At 73.5% G+C, this 26,075-nt stretch carries 23 protein-coding genes; 8 read left to right on the plus strand and 15 right to left on the minus strand.

Going from position 1 to position 26,075, the window contains the following annotated elements:
* Nucleotides 1-151: 151 nt before the first annotated feature.
* Nucleotides 152-1,564, plus strand: a complete 1,413-nt coding sequence (locus BUE48_RS09750) for an alpha,alpha-trehalose-phosphate synthase (UDP-forming) (protein ID WP_012852318.1) — start codon at nucleotides 152-154, stop codon at nucleotides 1,562-1,564.
* Between the two features lie 54 nt (nucleotides 1,565-1,618).
* Here BUE48_RS09750 and BUE48_RS09755 read toward each other — a convergent pair whose 3' ends face one another.
* Nucleotides 1,619-2,173: an ATP-binding protein gene (locus BUE48_RS09755; protein WP_083789823.1), complete on the minus strand. Its 555-nt coding sequence runs from the start codon at nucleotides 2,171-2,173 to the stop codon at nucleotides 1,619-1,621.
* 144 nt (nucleotides 2,174-2,317) lie between these two features.
* On the opposite strand from BUE48_RS09755, the gene BUE48_RS09760 reads away from it, so the two are divergent.
* Entirely contained in the window at nucleotides 2,318-2,548 is a 231-nt protein-coding gene (locus BUE48_RS09760) for a DUF397 domain-containing protein (RefSeq protein WP_012852320.1), read from the plus strand.
* A 173-nt stretch (nucleotides 2,549-2,721) separates the two neighbouring features.
* Nucleotides 2,722-3,621, plus strand: coding sequence for a Sco1979 family transcriptional regulator (locus BUE48_RS09765; RefSeq protein WP_286989681.1), 900 nt, complete (start codon nucleotides 2,722-2,724; stop codon nucleotides 3,619-3,621).
* Between the two features lie 12 nt (nucleotides 3,622-3,633).
* Here BUE48_RS09765 and mtnA read toward each other — a convergent pair whose 3' ends face one another.
* From mtnA to BUE48_RS09800, 7 genes are all read right to left on the minus strand, one after another.
* Nucleotides 3,634-4,671 carry an S-methyl-5-thioribose-1-phosphate isomerase gene (mtnA, locus tag BUE48_RS09770; RefSeq protein WP_012852322.1) on the minus strand — a complete coding sequence of 346 codons (1,038 nt, stop codon included), beginning with the start codon at nucleotides 4,669-4,671 and terminating at the stop codon, nucleotides 3,634-3,636.
* 75 nt (nucleotides 4,672-4,746) lie between these two features.
* Entirely contained in the window at nucleotides 4,747-6,255 is a 1,509-nt protein-coding gene (locus tag BUE48_RS09775; RefSeq protein ID WP_286989682.1) for a DHA2 family efflux MFS transporter permease subunit, read from the minus strand.
* Nucleotides 6,256-6,275: 20 nt separating this feature from the next.
* Nucleotides 6,276-6,830 carry a MarR family winged helix-turn-helix transcriptional regulator gene (locus BUE48_RS09780; protein ID WP_286989683.1) on the minus strand — a complete coding sequence of 185 codons (555 nt, stop codon included), beginning with the start codon at nucleotides 6,828-6,830 and terminating at the stop codon, nucleotides 6,276-6,278.
* A 44-nt stretch (nucleotides 6,831-6,874) separates the two neighbouring features.
* Nucleotides 6,875-8,023 (minus strand): acyl-CoA dehydrogenase family protein, encoded by a 1,149-nt coding sequence (locus tag BUE48_RS09785; RefSeq protein ID WP_012852325.1) that lies wholly within the window; start codon nucleotides 8,021-8,023, stop codon nucleotides 6,875-6,877.
* On the minus strand, nucleotides 8,020-8,949 hold the full coding sequence (locus BUE48_RS09790; protein ID WP_012852326.1) for a hydroxymethylglutaryl-CoA lyase: 930 nt from the start codon (nucleotides 8,947-8,949) through the stop codon (nucleotides 8,020-8,022). Before BUE48_RS09790 ends, BUE48_RS09785 begins: the two co-directional genes overlap by 4 nt.
* The gene (locus BUE48_RS09795) at nucleotides 8,946-10,904 is read right to left on the minus strand and encodes an acetyl/propionyl/methylcrotonyl-CoA carboxylase subunit alpha (protein WP_012852327.1); all 1,959 of its coding nucleotides are present in this window, start codon (nucleotides 10,902-10,904) and stop codon (nucleotides 8,946-8,948) included. The genes BUE48_RS09790 and BUE48_RS09795 overlap by 4 nt, the downstream gene beginning before the upstream one ends.
* A 7-nt stretch (nucleotides 10,905-10,911) precedes the next feature.
* Complete coding sequence (locus BUE48_RS09800; RefSeq protein WP_012852328.1) at nucleotides 10,912-12,516, minus strand: carboxyl transferase domain-containing protein; 1,605 nt, start codon at nucleotides 12,514-12,516, stop codon at nucleotides 10,912-10,914.
* 78 nt (nucleotides 12,517-12,594) lie between these two features.
* Between BUE48_RS09800 and BUE48_RS09805 the strand changes: the two genes are divergently transcribed.
* Entirely contained in the window at nucleotides 12,595-13,182 is a 588-nt protein-coding gene (locus tag BUE48_RS09805; protein WP_012852329.1) for an SACE_7040 family transcriptional regulator, read from the plus strand.
* Nucleotides 13,183-13,625: 443 nt separating this feature from the next.
* Here the strand turns inward: BUE48_RS09805 and BUE48_RS09810 are convergent, their stop codons facing one another.
* From BUE48_RS09810 to BUE48_RS09820, 3 genes are all read right to left on the minus strand, one after another.
* The gene (locus BUE48_RS09810; protein ID WP_286989684.1) at nucleotides 13,626-14,390 is read right to left on the minus strand and encodes a hypothetical protein; all 765 of its coding nucleotides are present in this window, start codon (nucleotides 14,388-14,390) and stop codon (nucleotides 13,626-13,628) included.
* Between the two features lie 449 nt (nucleotides 14,391-14,839).
* Nucleotides 14,840-15,895 (minus strand): threonine aldolase family protein, encoded by a 1,056-nt coding sequence (locus BUE48_RS09815; RefSeq protein ID WP_012852333.1) that lies wholly within the window; start codon nucleotides 15,893-15,895, stop codon nucleotides 14,840-14,842.
* Nucleotides 15,892-16,443: a hypothetical protein gene (locus BUE48_RS09820; protein WP_012852334.1), complete on the minus strand. Its 552-nt coding sequence runs from the start codon at nucleotides 16,441-16,443 to the stop codon at nucleotides 15,892-15,894. Before BUE48_RS09820 ends, BUE48_RS09815 begins: the two co-directional genes overlap by 4 nt.
* 647 nt (nucleotides 16,444-17,090) lie before the next feature.
* Here BUE48_RS09820 and BUE48_RS09825 point away from each other — a divergent pair.
* Nucleotides 17,091-18,596: a helix-turn-helix domain-containing protein gene (locus BUE48_RS09825; protein ID WP_286989685.1), complete on the plus strand. Its 1,506-nt coding sequence runs from the start codon at nucleotides 17,091-17,093 to the stop codon at nucleotides 18,594-18,596.
* A gap of 151 nt (nucleotides 18,597-18,747) precedes the next feature.
* Here the strand turns inward: BUE48_RS09825 and BUE48_RS09830 are convergent, their stop codons facing one another.
* Nucleotides 18,748-19,482, minus strand: a complete 735-nt coding sequence (locus tag BUE48_RS09830; protein WP_286989686.1) for a histidine phosphatase family protein — start codon at nucleotides 19,480-19,482, stop codon at nucleotides 18,748-18,750.
* A gap of 92 nt (nucleotides 19,483-19,574) precedes the next feature.
* On the opposite strand from BUE48_RS09830, the gene BUE48_RS09835 reads away from it, so the two are divergent.
* The gene (locus tag BUE48_RS09835) at nucleotides 19,575-19,940 is read left to right on the plus strand and encodes a hypothetical protein (protein WP_012852338.1); all 366 of its coding nucleotides are present in this window, start codon (nucleotides 19,575-19,577) and stop codon (nucleotides 19,938-19,940) included.
* Nucleotides 19,933-20,409 (plus strand): hypothetical protein, encoded by a 477-nt coding sequence (locus BUE48_RS09840; RefSeq protein ID WP_012852339.1) that lies wholly within the window; start codon nucleotides 19,933-19,935, stop codon nucleotides 20,407-20,409. The genes BUE48_RS09835 and BUE48_RS09840 overlap by 8 nt, the downstream gene beginning before the upstream one ends.
* Nucleotides 20,410-20,531: 122 nt before the next feature.
* Here the strand turns inward: BUE48_RS09840 and BUE48_RS09845 are convergent, their stop codons facing one another.
* Complete coding sequence (locus tag BUE48_RS09845; RefSeq protein WP_286989687.1) at nucleotides 20,532-21,320, minus strand: nuclease-related domain-containing protein; 789 nt, start codon at nucleotides 21,318-21,320, stop codon at nucleotides 20,532-20,534.
* Between the two features lie 337 nt (nucleotides 21,321-21,657).
* Between BUE48_RS09845 and hrpB the strand changes: the two genes are divergently transcribed.
* Nucleotides 21,658-24,189, plus strand: coding sequence for an ATP-dependent helicase HrpB (gene hrpB / locus BUE48_RS09850; protein ID WP_286989688.1), 2,532 nt, complete (start codon nucleotides 21,658-21,660; stop codon nucleotides 24,187-24,189).
* 12 nt (nucleotides 24,190-24,201) lie between these two features.
* On the opposite strand, the gene BUE48_RS09855 is transcribed toward hrpB, so the two are convergent.
* Complete coding sequence (locus BUE48_RS09855; RefSeq protein WP_012852342.1) at nucleotides 24,202-24,633, minus strand: PPOX class F420-dependent oxidoreductase; 432 nt, start codon at nucleotides 24,631-24,633, stop codon at nucleotides 24,202-24,204.
* Nucleotides 24,634-24,714: 81 nt separating this feature from the next.
* On the minus strand, nucleotides 24,715-25,422 hold the full coding sequence (locus BUE48_RS09860) for a nucleotidyl cyclase domain-containing protein (protein WP_012852343.1): 708 nt from the start codon (nucleotides 25,420-25,422) through the stop codon (nucleotides 24,715-24,717).
* Nucleotides 25,423-26,075 lie beyond the last annotated feature (653 nt).

A 26,075-nucleotide genomic window follows, 5' to 3' on the forward strand; every position in this document is an offset into this window, starting at 1 on the left:
TGCGACCCGCCCGCATCCGCGGCCCGGACCGGCCCCGCAACGAGCCGCGGCGGCCGAGCGGCGGCAGGGGTGATCGAGTGCACGGCCCGGGATGGATTCGAACGCCGGTTCCGGGGCATCTGATCATGAAATCAGGGCAGGGAGGATTGGCGTGACGGACCGCAGCGAGTTCGTGGTGGTGGCCAACCGGCTCCCGGTGGACCGGGTCAACGGCGAGGACGGCCGGCCCTCCTGGCGCCGCAGCCCCGGTGGCCTGGTGACCGCGATCGCGCCGGTGATGCGGTCCCGCGAGGGGGTGTGGGTCGGCTGGTCGGGCGCCGCCGACGAGGAGCTGGAGCCGTTCCAGGCCGACGGCATGGACCTGGTGCCGGTGCCGCTGTCGGCCCTGGAGGTCGAGCGCTACTACGAGGGCTTTTCCAACTCCACCCTATGGCCGCTGTACCACGATGTGATCGCCCCGCCGGTCTATGAGCGCAAGCTGTGGGAGGTCTACGTCCGGGTCAACCGGCGCTTCGCCGAGACCGCCGCCGAGGTCGCCGCCGACGGCGCGGTGGTGTGGGTGCAGGACTACCACCTGCAGCTGGTGCCCGCCATGCTCCGCGAGCTGCGGCCGGACCTGAAGATCGGCTTCTTCCTGCACATCCCCTTCCCGCCGCTGGAGCTGTTTTGGCAGCTGCCCTGGCGGCGGCAGATCATCGAAGGGCTGCTGGGCGCCGACCTGGTGGGCTTTCAGCGGCCCGGGGCGGCCTCCAACTTCCTGCGCCTGGCCCGGCGGCTGCTGGACGGGCGCACCAGCGGGCAGCTGGCCTTCGTCGGCGACCGGGTGGTGCGCGCCGCCGCCTTCCCCATCTCCGTGGACGTGCGCGAGCTGGAGAGGCTGGTGAACGACCCGGCGGTGCGGCGGCGCGCCGAGGAGATCCGCGCCGACCTGGGCGGCGCCAAGATCCTGCTGGGGGTGGACCGGCTGGACTACACCAAGGGCATCGCCCAGCGGCTGCAGGCCTTCGGGGAGCTGTTCCGCGACGGCGACCTCAAGCCCGGGGAGGCGACGTTCGTGCAGATCGCCACGCCCAGCCGGGAGCGGGTCGCCGAGTACCGGCGGCTGCGCGACGCCATCGAGCAGCAGGTCGGGCGGATCAACGGCCAGCACTCGGAACTGGGCGTGCCGGTGATCCACTACCTGCACACCTCCTACAGCCGCGACGAGCTGGCCGCGCTGTACCTGGCGGCCGACGTCATGGTGGTCACGCCGCTGCGGGACGGCATGAACCTGGTCGCCAAGGAGTACGTGGCCTGCCGGGCCGACCACCGCGGCGCCCTGGTGCTCAGCGAGTTCGCCGGGGCCGCCGACGAGCTCAAGCGGGCCTACCTGGTCAACCCCTACGACATCAACGGCCTCAAGAGCACCATGCTCCAGGCGCTGCGGGCCGAGCCCGCCGAGCAGGCCCGCCGGATGCGCCAGATGCGCCGGCGGGTCATCGAGCACGACGTGGACCGCTGGGCCCGGGAGTTCCTCACCGTGCTGGAGGAACCCCGCCATCTGGATCCGCCCTCGGCCCGCTGACCCGTCGGCGTCCCGCACCGGCTCCCGTGCGGTGCGGACTGCGCGGCCCGGCCGTCAGAGGGTGCGCCGCCGGCGCAGGTCGAAGGCGGCCCACACGGCCTTGCCACCGGTGGACAGCGGAGCCCATCCCCACGCGTTGCTGAGCGCCTGCACCACCAGCAGCCCCCGGCCGCTTTCGCTGAAACGGTCGGCGCCGGCCTCGGCGATCCGGGGGATGTGCTCGCTGGGGTCGGTCACCACCACCACCAGCCGGTGCGGGTGGCGGAACAGCGCCAGCTGCACCGGGCACAGCTGCGCGCTCGGCGGCAGCCCGTCCAGTCCGTAGCGGACCGCGTTGGTGACCAGCTCGGAGACGACCATGGTCACGTCATCGGCCGAATCGGACAGCTCCCATTCGGCGAGCGTGCGCGCGGTGAAGTCACGGGCCGCTTTGGGCGAGGCGGCCTCGGTGCGCAGCACGATCCGCGCGGTCCGCGGGCTGCCCGCCGGCGGCGTGGGCCAGTGACCGGGCGAATGGGAGGAGTCGTCCAGAGCCGACAGCCACCAATGCCGCCGCCCGTCCCGGGCCAGGGTGTCGGTGGTGGTGTCGTCTGCCTGGTCAAGGATCATCGCGAAACCCCAAGGCTGTCGGTGGCCTGTGTTCGCTATCTTGCTCCCCTTGTTGTGCAGGTGCAAGCGCGTCTGCAAGAACGAATGCACGTGCATTCAGTACAGTAGGGCGCGGGTGGGGCTCTGCTTTAAGGGGGCAAGAGGATGGATGACCTCGCAGCACTGGAATCCGGCGGTCAGAAGCTGGTCTGGCTGAAGAGCCGGCGAAGCAACCCGAGCGGCAACTGCGTCGAGATGGCTCAGCTCCCCAGCGGGGAGATCGCCGTCCGGAACTCCCGCTACCCGCAGGGGCCGGTGCTGGTCTACACCAGGGAGGAGATCGAGGCCTTCGTCGGGGGCGCCAAGGACGGCGACTTCGACCATCTGATCGCCTGATCCTCTGCCGGGCGCGTCACCTCGACTCCCCGTTCGCCGCCAGGTGGCGCGCCCGGCGCCCACCCCGCCGGCCCGGCACCGGGAACCGGCGAACAGACCGCATCTGCGGAAGGGCTGTGCGACCCGGCCGGTTGGTGAGATACTTGCCGGTCCGAGCCCAGTGGGGGTGACAGATGACATTTGCTGGACCTGCCCAACCGGAACCCGAGTACAACCGCAAGACGCCGGCCAGCGGGCCCACCGTCTTGCGCATCGTGTTGGGCGGCCAGCTGCGCCGGCTCCGCGAGGAGGCGGGGCTGTCCCGCGCCCAGGCCGGCGATCTCATCCGCGGGTCGGAGTCCAAGATCAGCCGGCTGGAGCTGGGCAAGGTGAGCTTCAAGGCGCGCGACGTGGCCGACCTGCTGGACGCCTACGGGGTGACCGGCGAGCGCCGTCAGACCCTGCTGGAGCTGGTCGAGCAGGCCAACCGGCCCGGCTGGTGGCACCAGTACGGCGATGTGCTGCCGCAGTGGTTCGAGACCTACCTGGGGCTGGAGCAGGACGCCGCGCGGATCCGCGAATACCAGCTGCAGTTCGTCCCCGCGCTGCTGCAGACCGCCGACTACGCCCGCGCGGCCATCCGGCTGGGCCATCCCTCGGCCGATGAGCGCGAGCTGCAGCGGCGCGTGGAGCTGCGCATGCGCCGCCGCGAGCTGCTCACCCGCCCCGACCCGCCCCACCTGTGGGTGGTGATGGACGAGGCGGTGCTGGTCCGCCCGGTCGGCGGGCGCGCGGTGATGCGCGCGCAGCTGCGCCACCTGGCCGAGATCTGCTCGATGCCCACGGTCACCGTGCAGGTGGTGCCGTTTTCGGCCGGCGGGCACGCCGCGGCCGGCGGGGCCTTCACCCTGCTGCGCTTCGCCGAGCCGGGAGTGCCCGACATCGTCTACCTGGAGCAGCTCACCGGCGCCCTGTACATCGACAAGCCCGCCGAAGTGGAGCGCTACCAGAAGGTGATGGACCGACTGTGCGTGGACGCCGAGCCGGACCGGCGCACGCCCGACATCATCGCCGACGTCCTGCGCCGGATGTGACCCGCCGGGCTTTCAGAGGGCCTCCCGGCCGCCGGGCCGGGCGGGCGTGCGGCCGTGGGCGGGCTCCAGCACCCCCCGCTCGGTGACCAGCGCGTCGATCAGGCGGGCCGGGGTCACATCGAAGGCCGGGTTGAGGCCGCGCGAGCCCTCCGGGGCGACCCGCACGCCCTGCCAGCACAGCACCTCCTCTTCGGCGCGCGACTCGATGGGGATGTCCGCCCCGGTCGCGGTGGCCAGGTCCACCGTGCTCCACGGCGCCGCCACCACGAACGGCACCCCCGCGTCCGCGCAGGCCAGCGCCACCCCCACAGAGCCGATCTTGTTGGCCGTATCGCCGTTGGCGGCGATGCGGTCGGCCCCGATGATCGCCACGTCCACCAGGCCCCGCAGGATGGTGCCGGCGGCGGCCCCGTCGGCCAGCACGTAGTGGGGGATGCCCTCGTGCGCCAGCTCCCAGGCCGTCAGGCGGGACCCCTGCAGCAGCGGCCGGGTCTCGTCGGCGTACACCACCTCCACCAGGCCGCGGGCGTGCAGCTCCCGCACCACGCCCAGCGCGGTGCCCCACCCGGCGGTGGCCAGCGCGCCGGTGTTGCAGTGCGTCAGGATCCGCAGGGGACGCCGCGGGACGCGGGCGCAGATCCACTGCGCGCCGTGGACGCCGATCGCGCGGTTGGCCGCCACGTCCTCCTCCAGCACCCGGCCGGCCTCTTCCAGCACCGCCGCCAGGCCCGCGTCGACGAGCGGGCGGACCCGGTCCACCCCGCCGGCCAGATTGACCGCGGTCGGCCGGGCGGTGCGGATCCGCTCCAGCGCCGCCTCCAGCCTCGCCCGGTCCCAGCCCTCCCGCTCGGCCTGGAGCATGGCCAGCGCGACCCCGTAGGCGCCCGCCACGCCCAGCGCCGGGGCGCCCCGCACCGCCAGCCGCACGATGGCGTCCACCAGGGCGTCCACCTCGCGGATCTCCAGGTGCTCCAGCCGGTGCGGCAGCAGGGTCTGGTCGATCAGCCGCAGCGCGTCCCCGGTCCAGGACACCGCTTGCAGTTCCGTCACATCCTCACCCTAAAGCTGAGAAAGCGGCCGGTGACAAGATCACCGGCCGCGTGAACCTCAGCCCTCACCGAAAGGTCAGTGCATCGGCATCGCGTTCGGCACCCGGCCGCCGTCGGGCTTGCGGCGCGGCAGGAACAGCGCCGGGATCAGCGCCACCGTCATCAGGGCCAGCGCCCACCAGAAGGAGGCGGCGAACGACTCGGCCATCAGCGTCTGCAGCTTGGCCAGCACCTGCGGCGGGACCTCGGCGGCGGAGGGGGCCTCGCCCAGCCCGCCGCTGCCGGGGATGCGGTCCTTCAGCTCATTGGTCAAGATCACCGAGATGGCGGCGGTGCCGATGGACCCGGCCACCTGCTGGATGATGTTCATCGCGGTGCTGGCCCGCGGCACCTCGTCGTGGACGAGGGTCTGCATCGCCGCCGACATCGTCGGCATCATGGTCAGCCCCATGCCCAGGCCCAGCACGAAGAAGATGACGCCCAGCGTCACATACGAGGTGTCGGCGGTGACCTGGGTGAGCCCGAACGCCCCCGCCAGGATGATCGGCAACCCGACCGTGACCACCCGGCCCGGGCCGATCCGGTCGGTGAGCATGCCGCCGATCGGCATGGTGAGCATCGATCCGATGCCCTGCGGGATCAGCAGCAGGCCGGTGTTGAGGGCGGTCTCGCCGCGCACGATCTGGAAGTACAGCGGCAGCAGCAGCATCGCGCCGAAGAAGGCGATGCTGAACAGCAGCATGGTCAGCGCCGCGGCGGCCATCGAGCGGCGCTTGAACAGCCGCAGGTCGATCAGCGGGTTGGCGGCCATGAGCGCGCGCACCACGAACGCGATCACCAGCAGGGCGCCCACCGCGGTGGTGACGATCACCGTGGCGGAGGTGAAGGAGCCCTTCTCCGAGCCGGTGGCCAGCCCGTAGATCAGCGAGGCCAGGCCGGGGGACAGGAACAGCAGTCCCGGCACATCCAGCCGCTCGGCCGGCTTGGGCACGTCCCGCTCCAGCACCCGCCAGGACAGCAGCAGCGCGATGGCGCCGATCGGGACGTTGATGAAGAAGATCCACCGCCAGGCGTCCAGGTCCACCAGCCAGCCGCCCAGGATCGGGCCGCTGATCGGGCCCAGCAGCATCGGGATGCCGACCACGCTCATCACCTTGCCGACCCGCTGCGGCCCGGCCTTCTGGGTGAGGATGGTCATGCCCGCCGGCATGATCATTCCGCCGCCCAGGCCCTGCAGCACCCGGAAGGCGATCAGCGACTCGGCCGACCAGGCCAGGCCGGCCAGCGCCGAGCCGAGCACGAACAGCGTCAGCGAGGTCATGTACAGCCGCTTGGTGCCGTAGCGGGCGCACGCCCAGCCGGTCACCGGGATCACGGTGGCCAGCGCCAGGGTGTAGCCGGTGATGACCCACTGGATCTTCGCCAGGGTCGTTGCGAATTCCTCGGTCAGCACCGGGATGGCGATGTTGACCACGGTCGCGTCGAGGATCGACATGATCGCGCCCAGCACCACCACGCCGGCGGTCACCCAGACGGAGCGATCCAGCCGGTCGGAGCCGGGCGGGCCGCCGGCCGGCGCGGCCACCTCCGAGGGAGCGGAAGGTTTCAACAGAGAGGTCCAATCGTCAGGGCCCGGATCTCCGGGCGCGCCAGAACGGGGGCCAGCGCCTTCACCAGCCCCATGCGCTCCTCCTCGGTCAGCGTCGCGGCGAACCGCCGCAGGTCGGCGTGCCGTGCCGCGTGCAGCCGGCAGAGCAGTTCGCGCCCGGCGGCGGTGATCGCGATGCGCTTGATCCGCCGGTCGCCGGCGTCTGAGCGCCGGACGGCCAGGCCGTGGCGGACCAGGGCCTCGGCGGCGCGTCCGGCCGCCGCCATGGACAGTCCCAGCTCGGCCGCCAGTTCGTGGACGGCCAGGGCGCGTGAGGCGCGTTCCACCAGGAACAGGGTGCGGGCCTGCGACAGCGACAGGTCCAGCGTCTTCAGCTCGCCGAGGATGTCGCCTTCGGCGGTCCGCATCAGGTAGGTGAGCAGGCTCTCCAGGTTCTCGGCGAGCAGCTCCACCGAGGAGGACGAGCCCTCGCCGGTGTCCGGGACGGACGGAGCGGCCCCCGGCGTCTCACCGGGGGCCGAACCGTGCTGAAAGGGGCTCGTTACTTGCACGCGCGCAAATTTATCCCGAAAGGGACGAAAGGCCCTAACGAATATCAGTGTGAGCTGAGTCCCAGGGAACGGGCGATGAGCATGCGCTGCACCTCTGAGGTCCCCTCGCCGATCTCCAGGATCTTGGCGTCCCGGTAGAACCGGCCCACCGGGAACTCGTTCATGAACCCATAGCCCCCGAAGATCTGGGTGGCCTCCCGGGCGTTGTCCATCGCCGCGTTGGAGGCGGTCAGCTTGGCGATGGCGGCCTCCTTCTTGAACGGCTCGCCGGCCAGCATCTTGGCCGCCGCCGCGTAGTAGGCCAGCCGGGCGGTGTGGGTGCGCGCCTCCATGTCGGCGATCTTGAACTGGATGGCCTGGTACTCGCCGATGGCCCGGCCGAACGCCTGCCGCTGGCGCACATAGCGCAGGCACTCGTCCACGCAGCCCTGGGCCAGCCCCACCGACAGCGCCGCGATCGCGATCCGGCCCTCGTCCAGGATCTGCAGGAACTGGGCGTAGCCGCGGCCGCGCTCGCCGACCAGGTTCTCCTGCGGCACCCGCACGTCGGCAAAGGACAGCTCCCGGGTGTCGGAGGCCGCCCAGCCGACCTTGGAGTACTTGCGGCCCACGGTGAAGCCGGGCGTGCCGTTGGGCACCAGGATCGTGGAGATCTCCCGCTCCCCGGTCAGCGCGGCCACCGTGGTGAAGGCGGTGATGTCGGTGCCGGAGTTGGTGATGAACGCCTTGGACCCGTTGATCACCCAGTGGCCGTCCTCCAGGCGGGCGGTGGTGCGCATCCCGCCGGGCACGTCCGAGCCGCCGCCCGGCTCGGTCAGCCCGAACGCCGCCAGGCGCTCCCCGGAGCACAGCTGCGGCAGCCACCGCCGTTTCTGCTCCTCGGTGCCGAACCGGTAGATCGGCATGGCGCCCAGCGACACCGCCGCCTCCAGTGTGATCGCCACCGAGGAGTCCACCCGGGCCAGCTCCTCCAGCGCCAGGCACAAGGCGAAGTAGTCCCCGCCCATGCCGCCGTACTCCTCGGGGAACGGCAGCCCGAACAGCCCCATCTCGCCCATCTTGGCGACGATCTGGTAGGGGAACTCGCCCCGCTCGTACAGGTCCCCGATCACCGGGGCCACCTCCTGGCGGGCGAAGCGCTCCACCGAGGCGCGCAGCTCCCGCTGCTCCTCGGTCAGCGTGAAGTCGATCATTGCTCCTCCTCCACCGGCAGCGCCTGGACGACGCGGGACGGGCTGGGACGGCCCAGCCGGGTCGCCATCCAGCGACTGGTGGCGGCCAGGGCGGGCAGGTCGACGCCGGTCTGGATGCCCAGCCCGTGCAGCATCCAGACCAGGTCCTCGGTGGCCAGGTTGCCGGTGGCGCTTTCGGCGTACGGGCAGCCGCCGATGCCGCCGGCCGAGGAGTCCACCGTGGTCACCCCGCAGCGCAGCGCGGCCAGCGTGTTGGCCAGGGCCTGGCCGTAGGTGTCGTGGAAGTGCACCGCCAGCCTCTGGGCGCCGATGCCGGCCTCGCCCAGCGCCCCGATCAGCGCGGTGACATGCCCGGGGGTGCCGACCCCGATGGTGTCGCCCAGGCTCAGCTCATCGCACCCCAGCTCCATCAGCCGGACGGCCACCGAGACCACCTGCTCGATCGGCACCTCCCCCTCCCAGGGGTCGCCGAAGCACATCGACACATACGCCCGCACCCACAGGCCGTTCTCCTTGGCCCGGGTGACGACCGGGGCGAACATCGCCAGCGACTCGGCCACCGTGCGGTTGAGGTTGCGGCGGGCAAAGGACTCGGTGGCGCTGGCGAACACGGCGATGTGGGTGACGCCCGCCCGCAGCGCCCGGTCCAGGCCGCGTTCGTTGGGCACCAGCACCGGGTAGCGCACGCCCTCGGCCCGCTCCATGACGGCCAGCAGTTCCTCGGCGTCGGCCAGCTGCGGCACCCACTTGGGGTGGACGAAGCTGGTCGCCTCCACGGTGCGCAGCCCGGCGGCGGCCAGGCGGGCGATGAAGGCGGCCTTGTCGGCGACCGGCACGATCGTCTTCTCGTTCTGCAGCCCGTCGCGCGGGCCGACCTCGTAGATCGTCACCCGCTCCGGCAGGCCCGGCATGCGGAACGCGCTCATTGCTCCTCCTGCGGGGTGATCTCGGCGAGCACCTCATCGAGGGCGACGCGGGCGCCGGCGCGGACGGGCAGGCGCGCCACCACGCCGTCCACCGGGGCGGTGACGGTGTGCTCCATCTTCATGGCCTCCACCACCAGCAGCGGCTGCCCGGCGGTGACGCGCTCGCCTTCGGCGGCCTTGACCGCCAGCACCGTGCCCGGCATCGGGCTGCGCACCACGCCGTCGGAGGCGGCGGCCGCCGCCCCGGCCTGCTCGGTGCGCACGTGCTCGGCCAGCGCCCAGGCGTGCCCGTCGCGGCCCAGCCACAGCACCCGGCCGTCGCGGGCGAAGGCGTAACGGGTCGTGCGCCCGCCGAAGGTCAGGCGCAGCGCGTCCCCATCGCGGGCCAGTGCGGCGGGCACCGGGTCGGCCCCGTCGATGGAGACCTCGGCGTCGTGGGCCCGGCCGCGGACGCGGACCTCCACGGGCGCGCCCCCGGCGGGGGTGATGACCCACGGGGTCCAGGCGGCGCCGCTCAGCCGCCAGCCGTCCGGGATCGCCCACGGGTCGCCGTCTGCGGTCTCCAGCGCCAGCATCCGCTCCAGCGCCGCGGCGGCCGGCACCTCGGCGGGCAGTTGCGGGGCCGCGGCGGAAAGCTCCCGCTCCACCAGGCCGGTGTCCAGCCGTCCGGCCGCCACGTCCGGGTGGGCCAGCAGCGTCCGCAGAAAGGAGATGTTGGAGGTCACCCCCAGCAGGGTGCAGCCGGCCAGCGCCCCATCCAGGCGGCGCAGGGCGGCGGTCCGGTCCTCGCCCCAGGCGATGACCTTGGCCAGCATCGGGTCGTAGGCGCTGGAGACCTCATCGCCGGCGGCGATGCCGGAGTCCACCCGCACGCCGGGGCCGTCCGGCTCGCGCCAGGCCAGCACCCGCCCGCCGGTGGGCAGGAAGCCGCGCGCCGGGTCCTCGGCGTAGATACGGGCCTCGACGGCGTGGCCGTTCAGCCGCACCTGGTCCTGGGTGAACGGCAGCGCCTCCCCGGCGGCCACCCGAAGCTGCAGCTCCACCAGGTCCCACCCGGTGACCAGCTCGGTGACCGGGTGCTCGACCTGCAGCCGGGTGTTCATCTCCAGGAAGTAGTACTCCTTTGGCCGGTCGGCGGAGACGATGTACTCCACCGTCCCGGCGCCGACATAGCCGACCGCGCGGGCGGCGGCCACGGCGGCGGCGCCCATCTGCTCGCGGGTGGCCTCATCCAGCAGCGGGGAGGGCGCCTCCTCGACGATCTTCTGGTGGCGGCGCTGCAGGCTGCACTCGCGCTCGCCCAGGTGGACGACGTTGCCGAAGGCGTCGGCGAAGACCTGGATCTCGATGTGCCGGGGGTTGTCGATGAACCGCTCCACCAGCAGCGCGTCGTCGCCGAAGGCCCCGCGCGCCTCGCGCCGGGCGGCGGCGATGGCCTCGTGAAGGTGCGCCGGCTCGCGCACCAGGCGCATGCCCTTGCCGCCGCCGCCCGCCGACGGTTTGAGCAGCACCGGCAGCCCCACCTCCAGCGCCGCCTCGGCCAGCTGCGCGTCCGACAGGCCCGCCTCGTGGCGGCCGGGCACCACCGGCACGCCCGCCGCCGCCACCGTGCGCTTGGCGCGGATCTTGTCGCCCATCGCCTCGATCGCCTCCGGCGGCGGGCCGATGAACACCAGGCCGGCCTCGGCGCAGGCGGCGGCGAAGGCGGCGCTTTCGGCCAGGAACCCATAGCCGGGGTGGACCGCCTGCGCGCCGCAGCGGCGGGCCGCCTCGATCACCGAGGCGATGTCCAGGTAGCCGGGGATGCGCACCGCCTCGTCGGCCTCCCGCACATGCCGGGCGCCGGCGTCGGGGTCGGTGTGCACCGCCACCGCGCGCACGCCCAGCCGCCGCAGCGTGCGGATGACGCGGACGGCGATCTCACCGCGGTTGGCGATCAGAACGGTTGAAAACATGCGGCCCTCACATCCGGAACACGCCATAGCCCACCGGTTCCAGCGGCGCGTTGGCGGCCACCGACAGCGCCAGCCCCAGCACCCGGCGGGTGTCCAGCGGGTCGATCACCCCGTCGTCCCACAGCCGGGCCGTGGAGTAGTAGGGGTTGCCCTGCCGTTCGTACTGCTCGCGGATCGGCGCCTTGAACTCCTCTTCGGCCTCGGCGCTCCAGGCGTCGCCGAGCTGGTCGCGGCGGATGGTGGCCAGCACCGAGGCCGCCTGCTCGCCGCCCATCACCGAGATCCGCGCGTTCGGCCACATCCACAGAAAACGCGGCGAGAACGCCCGGCCGCACATCGCGTAGTTGCCCGCCCCGAACGAGCCGCCGATCACCACGGTGAACTTGGGCACCCGGGCGCAGGCGACGGCGGTGACCATCTTGGCGCCGTGCTTGGCGATGCCGCCCGCCTCGTACTGGCGGCCCACCATGAACCCGGTGATGTTCTGCAGGAACACCAGCGGGATCTGCCGCTGGTCGCACAGCTGGATGAAGTGGGCGCCCTTGAGGGCCGACTCGGAGAACAGGATGCCGTTGTTGGCCACGATCCCCACCGGGTGGCCGTGGATGCGGGCGAACCCGGTCACCAGCGTGGTGCCGTACTCGGCCTTGAACTCGGCGAAGCGGCTGCCGTCGACGATGCGGGCGATCACCTCGCGCACGTCGTAGGGGGTGCGCGGGTCCGGCGGCACCACCCCGTACAGCTCGGCGGGGTCGGCCCGCGGCTCCTCCACCGGCGTCACCTGCCAGGGCGCCGGCGGCCGCGGCCCCAGCGTGGCGACGATGTCGCGGACGATCGCCAGCGCGTGCTCGTCGTTGTCGGCCAGGTGGTCGGTGACCCCGGAGGTGCGGGCGTGCAGCTCCCCGCCGCCCAGCTCCTCGGCGGTCACCACCTCCCCGGTGGCCGCCTTCACCAGCGGCGGGCCGCCCAGGAAGATGGTGCCCTGGCCGCGCACGATCACCGCCTCGTCGCTCATCGCCGGCACGTACGCCCCGCCGGCGGTGCACGAGCCCAGCACCGCGGCGATCTGCGGGATGCCGCGGGCCGACATGGTGGCCTGGTTGTAGAAGATCCGGCCGAAGTGGTCGCGGTCGGGGAACACCTCGTCCTGGCGGGGCAGGAACGCCCCGCCGGAGTCCACCAGGTAGATGCACGGCAGCCGGTTGTGCAGCGCCACCTCCTGGGCGCGCAGGTGCTTTTTGACCGTCATCGGGTAGTAGGTGCCGCCCTTGACGGTGGCGTCGTTGGCGACGATCACGCACTCGCGCCCGCGGACGCGGCCGATCCCGGTGATGATGCCCGCGCCCGGCGCCTGGTCGTCGTACATGCCGTGCGCCGCCAGCGGGGACAGCTCCAAAAACGGCGAGCCGGGGTCCAGCAGGGCGTTCACCCGGTCGCGGGGCAGCAGTTTGCCGCGCTCGGTGTGCTTTTTGCGGGCGCGTTCGGGGCCGCCGAGCGCGGCGCGCGCCAGATGCTCGCGCAGTTCGGCCGCCAGCGCCCGATTGCGGGCGGCGTTGCGGGCGAACGACGCGCCGGTGGCGTCCACCCGGCTGCGCAGCACCGTTCCGGTCATGTCCGCCCCCTACGGTTAATGAACGTTAACAACGGCGATGTTAATGAACGTTAACAGCGGTCGTCTAGACTCCCTCCCATGACGGAGGCCACCGGGGCGCCCACCCGCCGCGCCGAGATCCTGCAGGCGGCGGCCGAGCTGTTCGCCCGCCACGGCTACCACGGCGTGTCCATCGGCGAGCTGGGCCGCGCGGTCGGCCTCACCGGGCCCGCCCTGTACCGGCACTTCCGCGGCAAGGACGCGGTGCTGGCGGAGATGCTGCTGGACATCAGCCGCCGCCTGCTGGAGGAGGGGACCCGCCGGGCCGCCCTGCCCGACCCCGCCGCGGCGTTGGACGCGCTGCTGCGCTGGCACATCGACTTCGCCCTGGACAACCCGGCGCTGATCACCGTCCATGAGCGCGAGCTGGACAACGTGCCCGAACCGCAGCGCCACCAGATCCGCCGCCTCCAGCGGGCCTATGTCGAGCAGTGGGTCGGCGTCCTGCGCCGCCTGCACGCGGGCGGCATCGGCGAAGCGCACGCCCGCGCCGCCGTCCACGCCGCCTTCGGCCTGCTCAACTCCACCCCCCACAGCGCGGGCGAACTGGACCGGCAGGCCATGGCCGGGCTGCTGCACGCCATGGCCGCCGCGGCCCTGTCCGGCGCCGCCGGGCGGACCCGCTGACCGTCCCGGCCCCGCCGCAGACGCTCCGCGGCGTCCCTCCGACGGCGCGGAACGCCCGCCAGGTCAGGGGGGCGAGGCCGGAGAGGCGGCCACGGCACTCCTGCGCGGGCTGCGCCAGGCCGAGCCGTTCGAACAGATTCAGCGCCTCGGTGCAGTGGCGGCGGGCCACGTCCTTATCGCCGGTGAGCTCGATGGTCATCCCCAGTGCCCGAAGCGCCCGCGCCAGGGCGTGCTTCTTGCCCCGCCGGGCGAAGATCTCCCGTGCGCGCTCATTCGCCCGCGCCTCCCGCTCGGCCTCCTGGCGGGCCTGCTCGGCTCACTGCTCGGCGGCCTCCCGTTTCCGCTGCGCCGTCGCCACCCGGGCGGCGGCCTCGGGCCGGGCCTGGGCGACGTGACGCTCCACTCCCGCCACGCCCACCCGTTCGGTGGGCGGGGGAGAGGGCTCAGCCGGTACGGGAGTCCTCGCCGGGGAAGGGGGCATGGCGGGAGCGCCGGTCCCCGGTGAAGCGCACCTCCCAGATGAACAGGCCCATGTCCCGGTGGTCCGCCGAGTCCGGCACCGGCGGGTCGGCCATGGCGCGCACCAGGTAGGAGGCGCCGGGCGCCAGATAGGTGTCGGCGTCCTGCCGTATCAGGTCCGCCGAGCCGCGCAGCCGTGCGATCACCTGCGACCGTCCGGGCGGGTCGCACAGCTCCGGCGGCGCCCCGATCCGCTTCACGCAGCGGGAGGCGAAGTCCGGCGGCACCACCGAGCGCCGCAGGAACACATACGGCGGGAAGTCCAGCAGGATCGGGTGGTGCTGGGGGTTGGTCAGCACGTAGTCGATGAAGGCGTACCCCTTGCCGGGCGGCGGCACCTGCACCCCCGGCAGGGGAGCCGGATCGACGGCGCCGCGCACCGCCGCGACGGTGTAGCGATGGCCCTCGGCGGTGGTCACGGTGACGGGACGCCCCGTGGCGGGGATGGGCACCTCCTGCAGCAGGGAGGAGCCGTGGTCGACGTTGGCCATCGGGCGGCTGGGGCCTTCGACCGAGCGCAGCACCACGATCAGTCCCGCCGCCGTCGCCATTCCCAGCGCCGCGCTGAGGGCCGCGGCCATCCGGCTGACCCGGCGTCTGCGCAGTCCCCGATGGTGGCCGCGACGGCGGGCGGCACGGCCGGGCTGCTGGGGGAGGGGACGGTGATCAGGGCGGGGTCTGAGTGTCATCTGCCTTCTTGGGGTCGGCACGCCCGGATACCGGGCCTGGACGCATGACGGCTCGACGGCACGGCCGGTCATCCCGCTCCCTGACCCGCCGGCCGGTGGGGACAATGTAACGCCGAACGGCGCGATTGTGATCCCCCACACAATCCTTTGTTGTGAGAACGCTGCAAACCAGCCGTCACTTGTCCGCCGCGGTCAATTCTCCGGCCGCTTGCGTTCTCTTGCGGTCGCCCGGCCCCGCCTGAAAATGACTGCCCGAAAAGGGGGGCGCTGTTTTTTGACCATGGTGCTTTCGTTCTGCGCTCGCAGAGAACGGAGGGCCGAAATCGCGCCTGCTTCGGGCGCGTGCCCTTGAACGCCGGGGAGGAGGCCCGACGGCGCCCCTGGTCGCGATGCACCCGTCTTGACCTGCGGAGATGGGAAGGCGCGGCGGCACCGCCGCCGCATCGGGCCTAGCGGGCGGACATCTCCTCGGCCAAAGCCGCGGCGAAGGCGTCCACGTCCTGCTCGGTGGTGTCGAAGGAGCACATCCAGCGCACCTCGCCGGTGCGCTCGTCCCAGGTGTAGAAGAAGAACCGCTTGCGCAGCCGCTCGGCCACGTCCTTGGGGATGACCGCGAACACCGCATTGGCCTGCACCGGCCGCACGATCCGCACGCCCGGCACGCGGCCGGCCGCCGCGGCCAGCCGGCGGGCCATGGCGTTGGCGTGGGCGGCGTTGCGCAGCCACAGGTCGCCCTCCAGCAGCGCCAGGAACTGCGCGGAGATGAACCGCATCTTGGAGGCCAGCTGCATGGCCGCCTTGCGCAGGAACACCATGCCGCGCACCGCCTCGGGATTGAGCACCACGATCGCCTCGCCGGCCAGCAGCCCGTTCTTGGTGCCGCCGAACGACAGCACGTCCACCCCCGCATCGGTGGTGAGCGCCCGCAGCGGCACTCCCAGCGAGGCGGCGGCATTGGCCAGGCGGGCGCCGTCCATGTGCACCGCCATCCCGCGGGCATGGGCGTGGGCGCAGATCTGTGCGATCTCCTCGGCGGTGTAGCAGGTGCCCAGCTCGGTCGCCTGGGTGAGGGAGACGACCTTGGGCTGGGCGCGGTGCTCATCGCCCCACCCCCAGGCCTGCCGGTCGATCAGCTCGGGGGTCAGCTTGCCGTCCGGGGCGGGCACGGGCAGCAGCTTGAGGCCGGCCACCCGTTCGGGGGCGCCGCACTCGTCGGTGTGGATGTGGGAGCCGTCGGCGCAGATCACCGCCGACCAGCGGTCGGTCATCGCCTGCAACGCCACCACGTTGGCGCCGGTGCCGTTGAAGACCGGGTAGGCCTGGGCCTGCTCGCCGAAGTGGCGGCGGAAGACCTCCTGCATCCGCGCGGTGTAGACGTCGGCGCCGTAGGAGGGCTGGTGCCCCTCGTTGGCGACGGCCAGCGCGGTCAGCACCTCCGGGTGGACGCCGGCGTGGTTGTCGCTGGCGAAACCGCGCTCGGCGGGGTCGTGCGCCCGGGAGATCAAGCCTGCTCCTGTTCGGCCGCCCGGTGCTCGCCGGCCTGCAGCGCGGCGCAGGAGCGCAGCGCGTCCAGGTCCTCGCCCAGCCGGGCCACATCGGCCTGCAGCTCCCGCCATATCGCGGTGCGCTGCTCCAGCCGCCCGGTCCGTTCCCGCAGATCGGCGATGCGCTGCTCGGCGGTCTCCAGCCGGCTGTGCCGGCGGGCGGCCTCCTGGTCGGCGCGCAGCAGCCGGGTGGCCAGGCGGGCCAGGTCCCGTTCGGTCTCGTGGATGCGCTCGTCGATGCCCGGCAGCAGCTGCTCGTTGAGCTGGGCGACGAGCGCCGCCAGCTGCCGGCTCACCGCGCTCAGCGCCGCCGACTGCTCGGCCAGCGCGCGCTCCAGCCGCTCGGCGCGCTCGGACTGCACCGCCAGCGCCGCCCTCAGCCGCACGATCTCGGCGCGTTGCTCCCGGCCGGGCGACAGCAGTTCCTGCCCCTGCCGGGCGAGGGCCGCCAGCAGCCGATCGAACTCGCCGGTCGCGCGCCGGGCCAGGCCGGACAGGGAAAGGGGCATGGGCGCTCCAGGTGTCTCGAGGGTGAACCGAGGGCGACTGGCAGTTTTCCCAACAACCCTAGGCGAACGCTCTTGAGACGGATATGGATGGCAGGCGGTTCCCTGGAACGCGAAAACGTCGTCAGCGGGTTTCCGCGGGATCCCGGTGCGCGGGAGCGGCCTGCCGCGGGTCGCGCGGCGGGCGCCGCCGGTCGGGAGAGCAGACGCACAGTCCGTGCCGGGTGATGAGGTAGGCCCGGTCGGGGGTGTACTCCGCAGGGCTCAGCGCGGGCCGGACGCTCCGGCAGGTCGGGCACAACACCTGGGTATCTCCCCCTTGCAGCGAGGCCACCGGCGAGCGGCCGCGCCCCCGCCGCCACGGACGTCCCCCTCTGCCCGGGACGGTTCCCGAGGCGTCCGTGGCGGCGGGGCGGGACCCGGTGGAAGACGGGTCCCGGCACGGCCTCCCCCCTGGCTCCGTACGGTAAGCGGTGCAACGTTGCATGCACGTTGCACTTCCCTGGTGCTTCTCCGGCTGGATTTCGAGGACGAGTTTCCAGGAACCGGTTGCGTCCAGTAATCGCTTGACTCATGCTCGTGACCGACCATGCCCGGAGCACGATGGGGATCGCCCGCATCGGGCGATGCGCCGGGCGGAGGAGAACCACATGCCCGAACGACCCGTGGTACCGCCGCATGCCTGCCGGGATCCCCGTGAGGTCGCCCGTGCCCTGGCCGGCGCCCACGAGGCCGTCGCCGGCGGAGAGGACGACGGGGAGGACGGGCCCGCCCCGCGGGCGGTGATCGGCGACTCCTGGCGCCGCTCCCGTGCGGCCGGCGTCGACGCCGACATCCCGGCGGCCCCGCTGGTCTTCGACTCCGACGTGCTGGCCGACGCCCGCGCCGCCCACCCCCTGAGCCGGCACCTGCCGATGCTGCGCGGCCTGCTGGACCGGGTCGCCGAGGAGTCGGCCCAGCTGATGGTGATCTCCGACGCCGAGGGGCACGTGCTGTGGAGCCACGGCCCGCCGCGGTTGCGCCGCGCCGCCGCCCGGATCGGCCTGGCCGAAGGGTTCTGCTGGTCGGAGGGGTCGATCGGCACCAACGGCATCGGCATCGCGCTGGCGGAGGGCCGCCCCGAGTACGTGCACTCCGCCGAGCACGTGGCGCGGGTGCTGCACGGCTGGTCGTGCGCGGCGGCCCCGGTGACCGACCCCGACACCGGGCGGGTGGTGGGCTGCATCGACCTCAGCGCCGTCGCCCACGCCCTGCACCCCAGCGCCCTGGCACTGGTCGGCGCGCTGGCCCGGCTCGCCGAGTCCCGGCTGGAGCTGGACATGCAGGTCCGCGACGAGCTGCTGCGCGAGCGTTACCTGCGGCATCTGCGCGGGCCGGGCGGCGGTGTCGCGCTGGTCACCGAGACCGGGCGGGTGCTGGCCGCCGAGGTGGAGGACTGGCGCGGGCTGCGCCTGCCGCTTCCCCAGGACGGGCGGCGGCTGCGGCTGCCGGACGGGTGCCCGGCGGTGGCCGAGGCGCTGGGCGAGGTCTTCCTGCTGCGGGTGCCCCGGCCCGCCCGGCGCGAGGGCGAACGCCCCCTGCTGACCTTGTCGATGCTGGGCGACCCGCCGCACGCCCTGCTGGACGGCCGCCCGCTGCACCTGACCCGCCGGCACGCCGAGATCCTCACCCTGCTGGCGCTGCACCCCCGCGGCCTGGACGCCGACCGGCTGTCGGCGCTGCTGTACGGGGACGAGGGCAACCCGGTGACCGTCCGGGCGGAGATCCACCGGCTGCGCGGCCGGCTCGGCGAGCTGCTGGCGGCCAAGCCTTACCGGCTGGAATGCGAGCTGGACGCCGACTTTCTGACCCTGCGCCGGCTGCTGTCGGCCGGGCGCGGGGAGGACCTGCTGCAGGCGGCCCGGCTGTACCGCGGCGAGCTGCTGCCGTGTTCGGAGTCCCCGGCGCTGCGCGCCGAACGCGCCGAGCTGGCCGCCCGGCTGCGCCGCCAGCTGCTGAGCCGCGGCGGCCCCGACGCCCTGTGGATCTATGCGCAGACCCCCGCCGGCCGGGACGACCTGGAGGTGCAGCAGCGGCTGGCGGCGATCTTGCCGCCCGGCGAGCCCCGCCGCGCGGCGGCGCTCTCCCGCGCCCGCCGGCTGCTGGCCGAGGGCTGAGCGGCCGCCGCTCCGTGAGCGGGCCTTCGCCCAAGCGGGCGTCCCGAACAGCGGAGAGAGCGCCCGCTCCCCTCTGCGGCATCGTCCCCGAACGCGGCGCGCTCGCGTGCGGCCTGCGGAGACGGCGCGTGGAACCGCGTGGAGTAAGGCCTCAGCCCGCCGGGCCGCGGCCCGGCCCGGCGGACGGCCCGGCCAGGTGCGCGGTGTCGCCGTACTCGGCCGGATGCAGCCGTCCGTCCCGGCGGACCCAGCGGCTGAAGGAGCAGTTGGCGACCTGGGTCCGTGCGAGCTCCAGGACCCGCTGCTCGGTCAGCCCCTCGACGATGTAGCGGGTCAGCAGCACCACCACGTCGTGGGCCACCACCAGCACCCGGCCGCCCGCATGGTCGGTGTCGATGTCCCGGTAGGCGCTGCGCAGCCGCAAGACCACGTCCGTCCAGGACTCCCCGCAGGGGGGCCGGTAGTAGAACTCGCCGAGCCGCTCGCGCCGCTCGGCCTCCCGGGGGTGGCGCACCCGCACGCCGTGCGGGGTCAGCCGGTACAGCACGCCCGTCTCCCGGTCCCGCAGCCGCTCGTCCACCAGCAGCGGGGGAGGGGAGTCCATTTCGGCCAGCGCGATGCGCGCGGTCTCCAGCGCCCGCAGGTACGGCGAGGAGACGGCGACGGTGGGCCGCTCGTGGGCGGGCAGCGCCGCCAGCCGGCGGCCGAGTGCGGCGGCCTGCCGCCGCCCCCGCTCGGTCAGCGGCACATCGGCGTCCCGGTCGCAGACGTCGATCTCTTCGGGCGGATCCTGGAGGGCCTGGTGGGCCTGTTGCTGGGCGAGGTTGGCGAGGCTCTCGCCGTGCCGGGTCAAGATGAGCGACTCCAGGTTCCGCACACCGATCATGATTCCATGCGCCGGCCGAGGCGGGCGGTTCTTCCGGGCGGTCCCGCGACCCGGGCCGGGATGCTCTACAGGCGGTAGTAGTCTCAAGGGCCATGACCGAGCCCCTGGGGACCGTGATCGTCGTGGCGGCTCTCGTGGTGGCCGCCTACAGCCTGCTGACCACGGTGCGGAACCGTCCGATGGACCGGCTGCACCTGGCCGGGCTCGCGGTCGTGGAGGCGCTGCTGGTGGTCCAGGCGGTGCTGGGCCTGATCAAGGTGGCCGGCGGCGAGGGCCCCGACGGGAGCGCCACCTTCGTCGGCTACCTGCTGGGCATCCTGCTCATCCCCCCGGCCGGGGCCTTTTGGGGTCTGCTGGAACGCTCCCGCTGGGGTCCGGCCGTCCTGGTGGTCGCCGGCCTGTCGGTCGCAGTGATGATCGCCCGCATGAACCAGATCTGGAACGGAACCGTTGCCTGAACCCGTTACTCCCACCGATCCCGCAGACGCCGCCCCGGCCGCCTCACGCGAGGCCGGGCCGGCCGCCCGCACCGGCGGCGGGCCCGGACGGCTGCTGGTCGCCGTATACGGGGTGTTCGCGCTGGCCGCCGGGGCACGGGCGGGCGTGCAGATCGCCACCCGCTTCGACGAGGCGCCGCTGGCCTACCTGCTGTCGGCGCTGGCCGCGATCGTCTACGTGCTGGCCACCGTGGCGCTGGCGCTGGGCGGCCGCCTGTCGCGGCGGGTCGCGGCGGCCGCCTGCTCGCTGGAACTGGCCGGGGTGCTGGTGATCGGCACCTTCTCCCTGGTGGACGCCGAGTCCTTCCCCGATGAGACGGTGTGGTCGGCCTACGGACGCGGCTATGGGTTCGTGCCGCTGGTGCTGCCGGTGATCGGGCTGGCCTGGCTGTGGCACACCGGGCGGAAAGGGACGCGGACTTCCGCGTGACCACGGCGGGGGTCGGGTTTGCCCGTGGCCGAGCGGAAGTCCGCGGGTCTGTGCGGCCGTCACCGCGGCCCGGATCCGGGCGGGGACGGCGATTCAGTGGCGCGCCGGGACGGAGGGACGGTTCAGGCGGCGTCGGGCACGGAGCCGGGCTGGGAATCGGGCATGGTGCGGCCCCCGATGGGCAGGTTGTAGACCGCCGTGCGCAGGATGTTCTCCACCTGCTTGGGGGACAGCTCGGCGTTGGGGTGCCGGGAGGTCCAGCGCAGCAGCTCCCACGGCCCCAGCACCACGATGCCGTCGGCGACGAAGCGACGGCCGCGGACCCTGCCGCCGTGCACCACCAGCACCGGCTGCACGGGGACGTCGATCCCGAGCCGCTCAGAAAGCACCCGGGAGACCTCGGCGGCGGTTCCGGTGAGCCGCTTGACCAGCTGCGAGGGGGTCCGGTCGTCCAGGAACAGCTTCCCGCCGTATTCGCTCAGCACGGTGTCGGGGTGCCAGGCCTGGTTGTCCAGCATCCAGACGCCGTGCGGCCCGATGAGCAGCTGGTCGAGGTTGCCGTGGCCGGGCACCAGGCGCTGGTGCAGCACGCGGTAGCCGCGCCGCTCCAGCGTCCAGCGCAGGATCTTGGCCATGCGCTCCTCGCCGCGCAGGCCCCGCCGCCAGACGCCGGCGGCCCAGTAGGCCCGGTAGAACTGCAAAGCGCGGCCGCCGCCGGCGATGACCCCCAGCACCACACCGAACAGCGGGGAGACGACGTATCCGCCGACGATTAGCGCAACGGCCGCGGTAATGGCGCAGCTGCGCAATCTGGACTTGCGTCCGCGAAGCCACAGCTCCTCGTACACCGCCTGGGGCGAACCGCCGGTGAAGGCCTCTCTACCTCGAGTGTAGATTGAGCTGCCAAACATGTGTTACCTCCGTCACACCAGCGGCTATATAACTATTATCCGGCACGCCCTGGTCATTGTCATAACCCCACCCCCCGGTTACGGAAGTGAGCCGCTAAAGCAAGCGACGCGTAAGATCATCGCCTTGATGGGGGGTATTGCGAATTTTCTTCGGCGAGGGCGCCGGAAGAGCGCGAGAATGCCTTGGATAGACTCGTGAAAGTACAGTAGAAATTGTCCGTGCAAGTTTCACTGCACATTTCAGGGAAAGTTTCCCGGCATATTTCATGGTGTGGCGCCGCGGCACCCCCGAGCCCCGCGGCGCCCGCGTCGCGGCGGTTCGGTGTTGACTGAGGACATGCACGACCAGCACGACCGGCTGACGGCCCGGTGGCAGGCGCTGCCCGTCCGCACGGCGATCCCCGCCCTGCGGGCGGCGCTGCACGAGCACGGGACGGCGGTGCTGGTGGCGCCGCCCGGCACCGGCAAGACCACACTGGTGCCGCTCGCCCTGGCCGGGGAGGCGGGCCCGGCCTCCCCGCGGCGGAGCCGGGTGCTGGTCGTCGAGCCGCGCCGGCCCGCGGTGCGGGCGGCGGCCCGCCGCATGGCCTGGATGCTGGGGGAGCAGGTGGGCCGCCGGGTGGGGTTCGCGGTCCGCGGCGAGCACCGGCCGGGCTCGTCGGTGGAGGTGGTGACCACCGGGGTGCTGCTGCGGCGGCTGCAGCGCGACCCCGAGCTGGCCGGCGTCGACGCGGTGCTGCTGGATGAGTGCCATGAGCGTCACCTGGACGCCGACACCGCACTGGCGTTCCTGCTGGATGTGCGCGCGGCGTTGCGGCCCGACCTGCGCCTGGTGGCGGCCTCGGCCACCGCCGAGGCCGAGCCGTGGGCCAGGCTGCTGGGCGGCCCGGTGGTGACGGCCGCCGCCGAACTGCACCCGGTGGAGGTGGTCTGGGCGCCGCCGCCGCGCCCCCTGCCGCCCCCGCACGGCATGCGCGTGGCCGCCCAGCTGCTGGAGCACGTGGCCGCCACGATCCGGCGCGCCCTGGCCGAACGCGACGGCGACCTGTTGTGCTTCCTGCCCGGCGTCGGCGAGATCGCCCGTGTCGCCGCCCTGCTGGAGGACCTTGCGCCACAGGCGGAGCTGCTGACCTTGCACGGCCGGGCGACGGCACGGGACCAGGAGGCGGTGCTGGCCGGCGGGACGCGGCGGCGGGTGGTGCTGGCGACCGCCGTGGCCGAGTCCAGCCTGACCGTGCCGGGCGTGCGGATCGTGGTCGACTCCGGCCTGGCCCGCGAGCCCCGCACCGACCACGCCCGCGGCCTGGGCGCGCTGACCACCGTCCGCGTCTCCAAGGCGGCGGCCGAGCAACGGGCCGGGCGGGCGGGACGGCAGGGACCGGGCGTGGTGTACCGGTGCTGGAGCGCCGCCGAGCACCGGCGGCTGCCCGACCGGCCGCGCCCGGAGATCGAGCTGGCCGACCTGACCGCCTTCGCCCTGCAGATCGCCTGCTGGGGCGACCCGGACGCCACGGGCCTGGCCCTGCCGGACCCGCCGCCGCGGGCCGCGCTGCAGGCCGCCCGCGCCGCCCTGCAGGCGATCGGCGCGCTCGACGCCGATGGGCGGGTCACCGACCGGGGCCGCCGGATGGTGCACGCCGGCGTCCACCCCCGGCTGGCCCGGGCCCTGCTGGACGGCGCGCCCCTGGTGGGACGGCGCGGCGCCGCCGAAGCGGTGGCGCTGCTGTCGGAACCGCCGCCCGCCTGGGCCGGTGACGACCTGGCCGACCTGCTGCGGGCGGCGCGCACCGGCCGGCGGGACGCCGCCTACACCGACCGCTGGCGCCGCGAGACCCGCCGCCTGCTGCGGGTGCTCACCGGGCCCGGCGAGGACACCGGCGGCGCAGACGGGCAAGAGCGCGGGGATGCGGGCACGGACGAGACCGCCCTCGGGACGGTGGTCGCGCTGGCCTTCCCCGAACGGGTGGCCAAGGCCAGGGGAGCGGGCCGCTATGTGATGGCCTCCGGGACCGGGGCCGAGCTCGCCGCCGGCTCCCACCTGGAGAACGCCCGCTGGCTGGCGATCGCCGTCGCCGACCGGCCCCCGGCGGCGGCCTCGGCCCGCATCCGGCTGGCGGCGGCCATCGACGCTGAGGTCGCGGCCGTGGCCGCCGCGCCCCTGCTGACCGAGACCGAGGAGGTCGCCTGGCGGGACGGGGACGTGCGCGCCCGCCGGATCCGCCGGCTCGGCGCCATCGAGCTGGCCGCCGTCCCGCTGGCCGACCCCGACCCCGCCCAGGTGGCCGAGGCGCTGGCCGAGGGCCTGCGGCGGGAGGGCCTCTCACTGCTGAACTGGACTCCCCAGGCGGTGGCGCTGCGCGAGCGGCTGGCCTTCTGCCGCCGCGCCCTGGGCGACCCCTGGCCGGACGTCGGCGACGCCGCCGTGCTGGAGGAGGTGGCCAAGCGGCTGCACGGCCTGCGCCGCCGCGCCGACCTGGCCGGCGTGGACCTGAGCGCCGTGCTGCGCGACATGCTGCCCTGGGAGTGCGCCGCCCGGCTGGAGGAGATGGCGCCCGAGCGCATCACCGTGCCCTCCGGCTCGCGGATCCGCATCGACTACCGCGGCGAGCAGCCCGTCCTGGCGGTCAAGCTGCAGGAGCTGTTCGGCTGGCGGCAGGCGCCCCGCCTGGCCGGCGGCCGGGTGCCGCTGGTGGTGCACCTGCTGTCCCCGGCCGGCCGGCCCGCCGCCGTCACCGGCGACCTGGCCTCGTTCTGGCGGGAGGGCTACCGGGCGGTCCGGGCCGAGCTGCGCGGGCGCTACCCCCGCCACCCCTGGCCGGAGGACCCCGCCACCGCCGAGCCCACCCGCCATGCCAAGCCCCGCCGCTGACGCGGCGCCCGCTCAGGACGCCGGGGGCTGCCCGTAGAGGCGTTCCACGTGCAGGCGGACCACCAGGCGGCGCTCGGCGACCATGGCCCGGCGGTAGTCGTCCCAGTCGGGATGCTCGCCCCGGATGGCCCGGTACAGGTCGATCAGCTCCGCCACCGTGGCGTCCTGCGGGTCGGCGGCCACCGGTGACAGCTCCGCGGTGCCCTCGGCCACCGCCCACGACCAGCCGTCCGCGGCGCTCACATGCAGACTGGCCCGCGGATCGCGGGCCAGGTTGCGGGTCTTGGCCCGGTCCGCGGTGACCGAGATGCGGATCAGCTCCCGGCCCGGGTCGTAGTGGTAGACGACGGTGGACAGCTGGGGGCGCCCGTTGCGCCTGATCGTGGCGAGCACTCCCAGCTCGCGCTCGGACAGCAGCGCGCGCAGCGCGGCGGTGTCGGTCATGGCCGGCCTCCCGGAAGAGTCGGTGGTGCGGCTGATGCCGTCACCAAACGCCAACCCGCGAGCCCTCGCCGGCCTTCCCGGTCACCGCACCGCCGGGGGAGGGGCCGACGTCGGCAGGGCCTGCAGTTCCCCCAGGTCGGCGAAGGCGGCCGGGTCGCCGACATGGATGTGGCCGCGGTAGTCGGTGCCTTTGGCGGTGATGCGCACGGCCCGGAAGTCACGCGGTTCCAGGCGGGTGAACCCGCTGCGCACCACGTCCTCATACAGCGAGGCCGACACCGCGTACGCCAGGTCCCGGTCGGGGTCGTCGTGCAGCAGCCGCCGCAGCGGGGCGGCGTCCAGCAGCCGCTGCACCACCACCGGGGCGTCGCCGGCGGGACCGAACGGGCCGGCGGTCAGCGTGCCGTGGTGCACCGCCAGCCGCACCCGCAGCCGCGGCCGTCCGGACCGCTCGCGGTTGAGCGCCCGCAATCCGGCCGCCAGCAGCAGCGGGAAGTCCCCCACCACCGCGGCCAGGTCGGTGCCGCCGGGCAGCAGGGCCAGCTCGCCGTCCCCGCCGACCTGCTTGCCCCAGGTGCTCCGGTTCAGCCCGGCGCCGGCCGCCGCCTCATCCAGCAGGTCCGACAGGTCCTGCTGGGCGAGCAGCTGCTCACGGGCGTCGCGCTTGCTGTAGCCCTGGATGTCGACGGCCACCAGCAGCCGGTAGACCAGCAGATCGCCTTGCTCCGCCCGTTCCATGAGCCGCTTTCCGGTCGGGTTCTCAGCCAGGTTGTCAGCCAGCGTGTTCATGTGTGGCCCTCTTTCGATCGCGTCGGCGAATCCGGGCGCGCCGCCCGTGTTCCGCTCCAGGAGCCAAGGAGTGCCGGCGGATCCGTTTTCCGGAAGGGCCGCCCACCTTCCTTTCCCGGTGAGAGAGCTGATGCCGATTGGACGCAGGAGCAGTGCCGAGGATCCCGGGGTTAGGTCGGTATAGCGAACCAGTTAGCAGGTTTTAGGGGACTAAGTCCCGTCTGATCCCTTCCGTAGGGAAGGGCCGGTGTTCTGTGAGCCCTCCCGCAGGCCCTCGCCCGGCGCTGAACCCTTCTGCGGCCCGTCCGCGTACCTCCTGCCGACATGGGCGGCACGGCAGGAGGGTGACGTCATGGCGATCCGAGAAGGGGATACGGCCCCGGGAAGCGCGCCGTGGCCCCTGCTCCCACAGGAGGGGAGAGCGCAGGGGGCGGGACGGCGGCTGCTCGACCGGGGCCGACGGAAGCCGGCGGCCGCCGCTGGGGCGACGCCCGCCGCGCCGCCGTCCCGGGGCATTCGATGGCGGGAAGGTGCAGACATGCAACGGCGAGGGTGGTAACAATGGCGGTGGGAACACCGGCGGCGGCTCCAGCGGGTATGCCGAAGGCCTCGAGCGCAGTGGCTCTGGCGAATGAGGCCGGTCTCGCCTTGAC

Origin of the sequence: Thermomonospora sp. CIF 1, from assembly GCF_001896795.1 — a bacterium.
In the GTDB taxonomy this organism is placed as follows: Bacteria; Actinomycetota; Actinomycetes; order Streptosporangiales; family Streptosporangiaceae; genus Thermomonospora; species Thermomonospora curvata.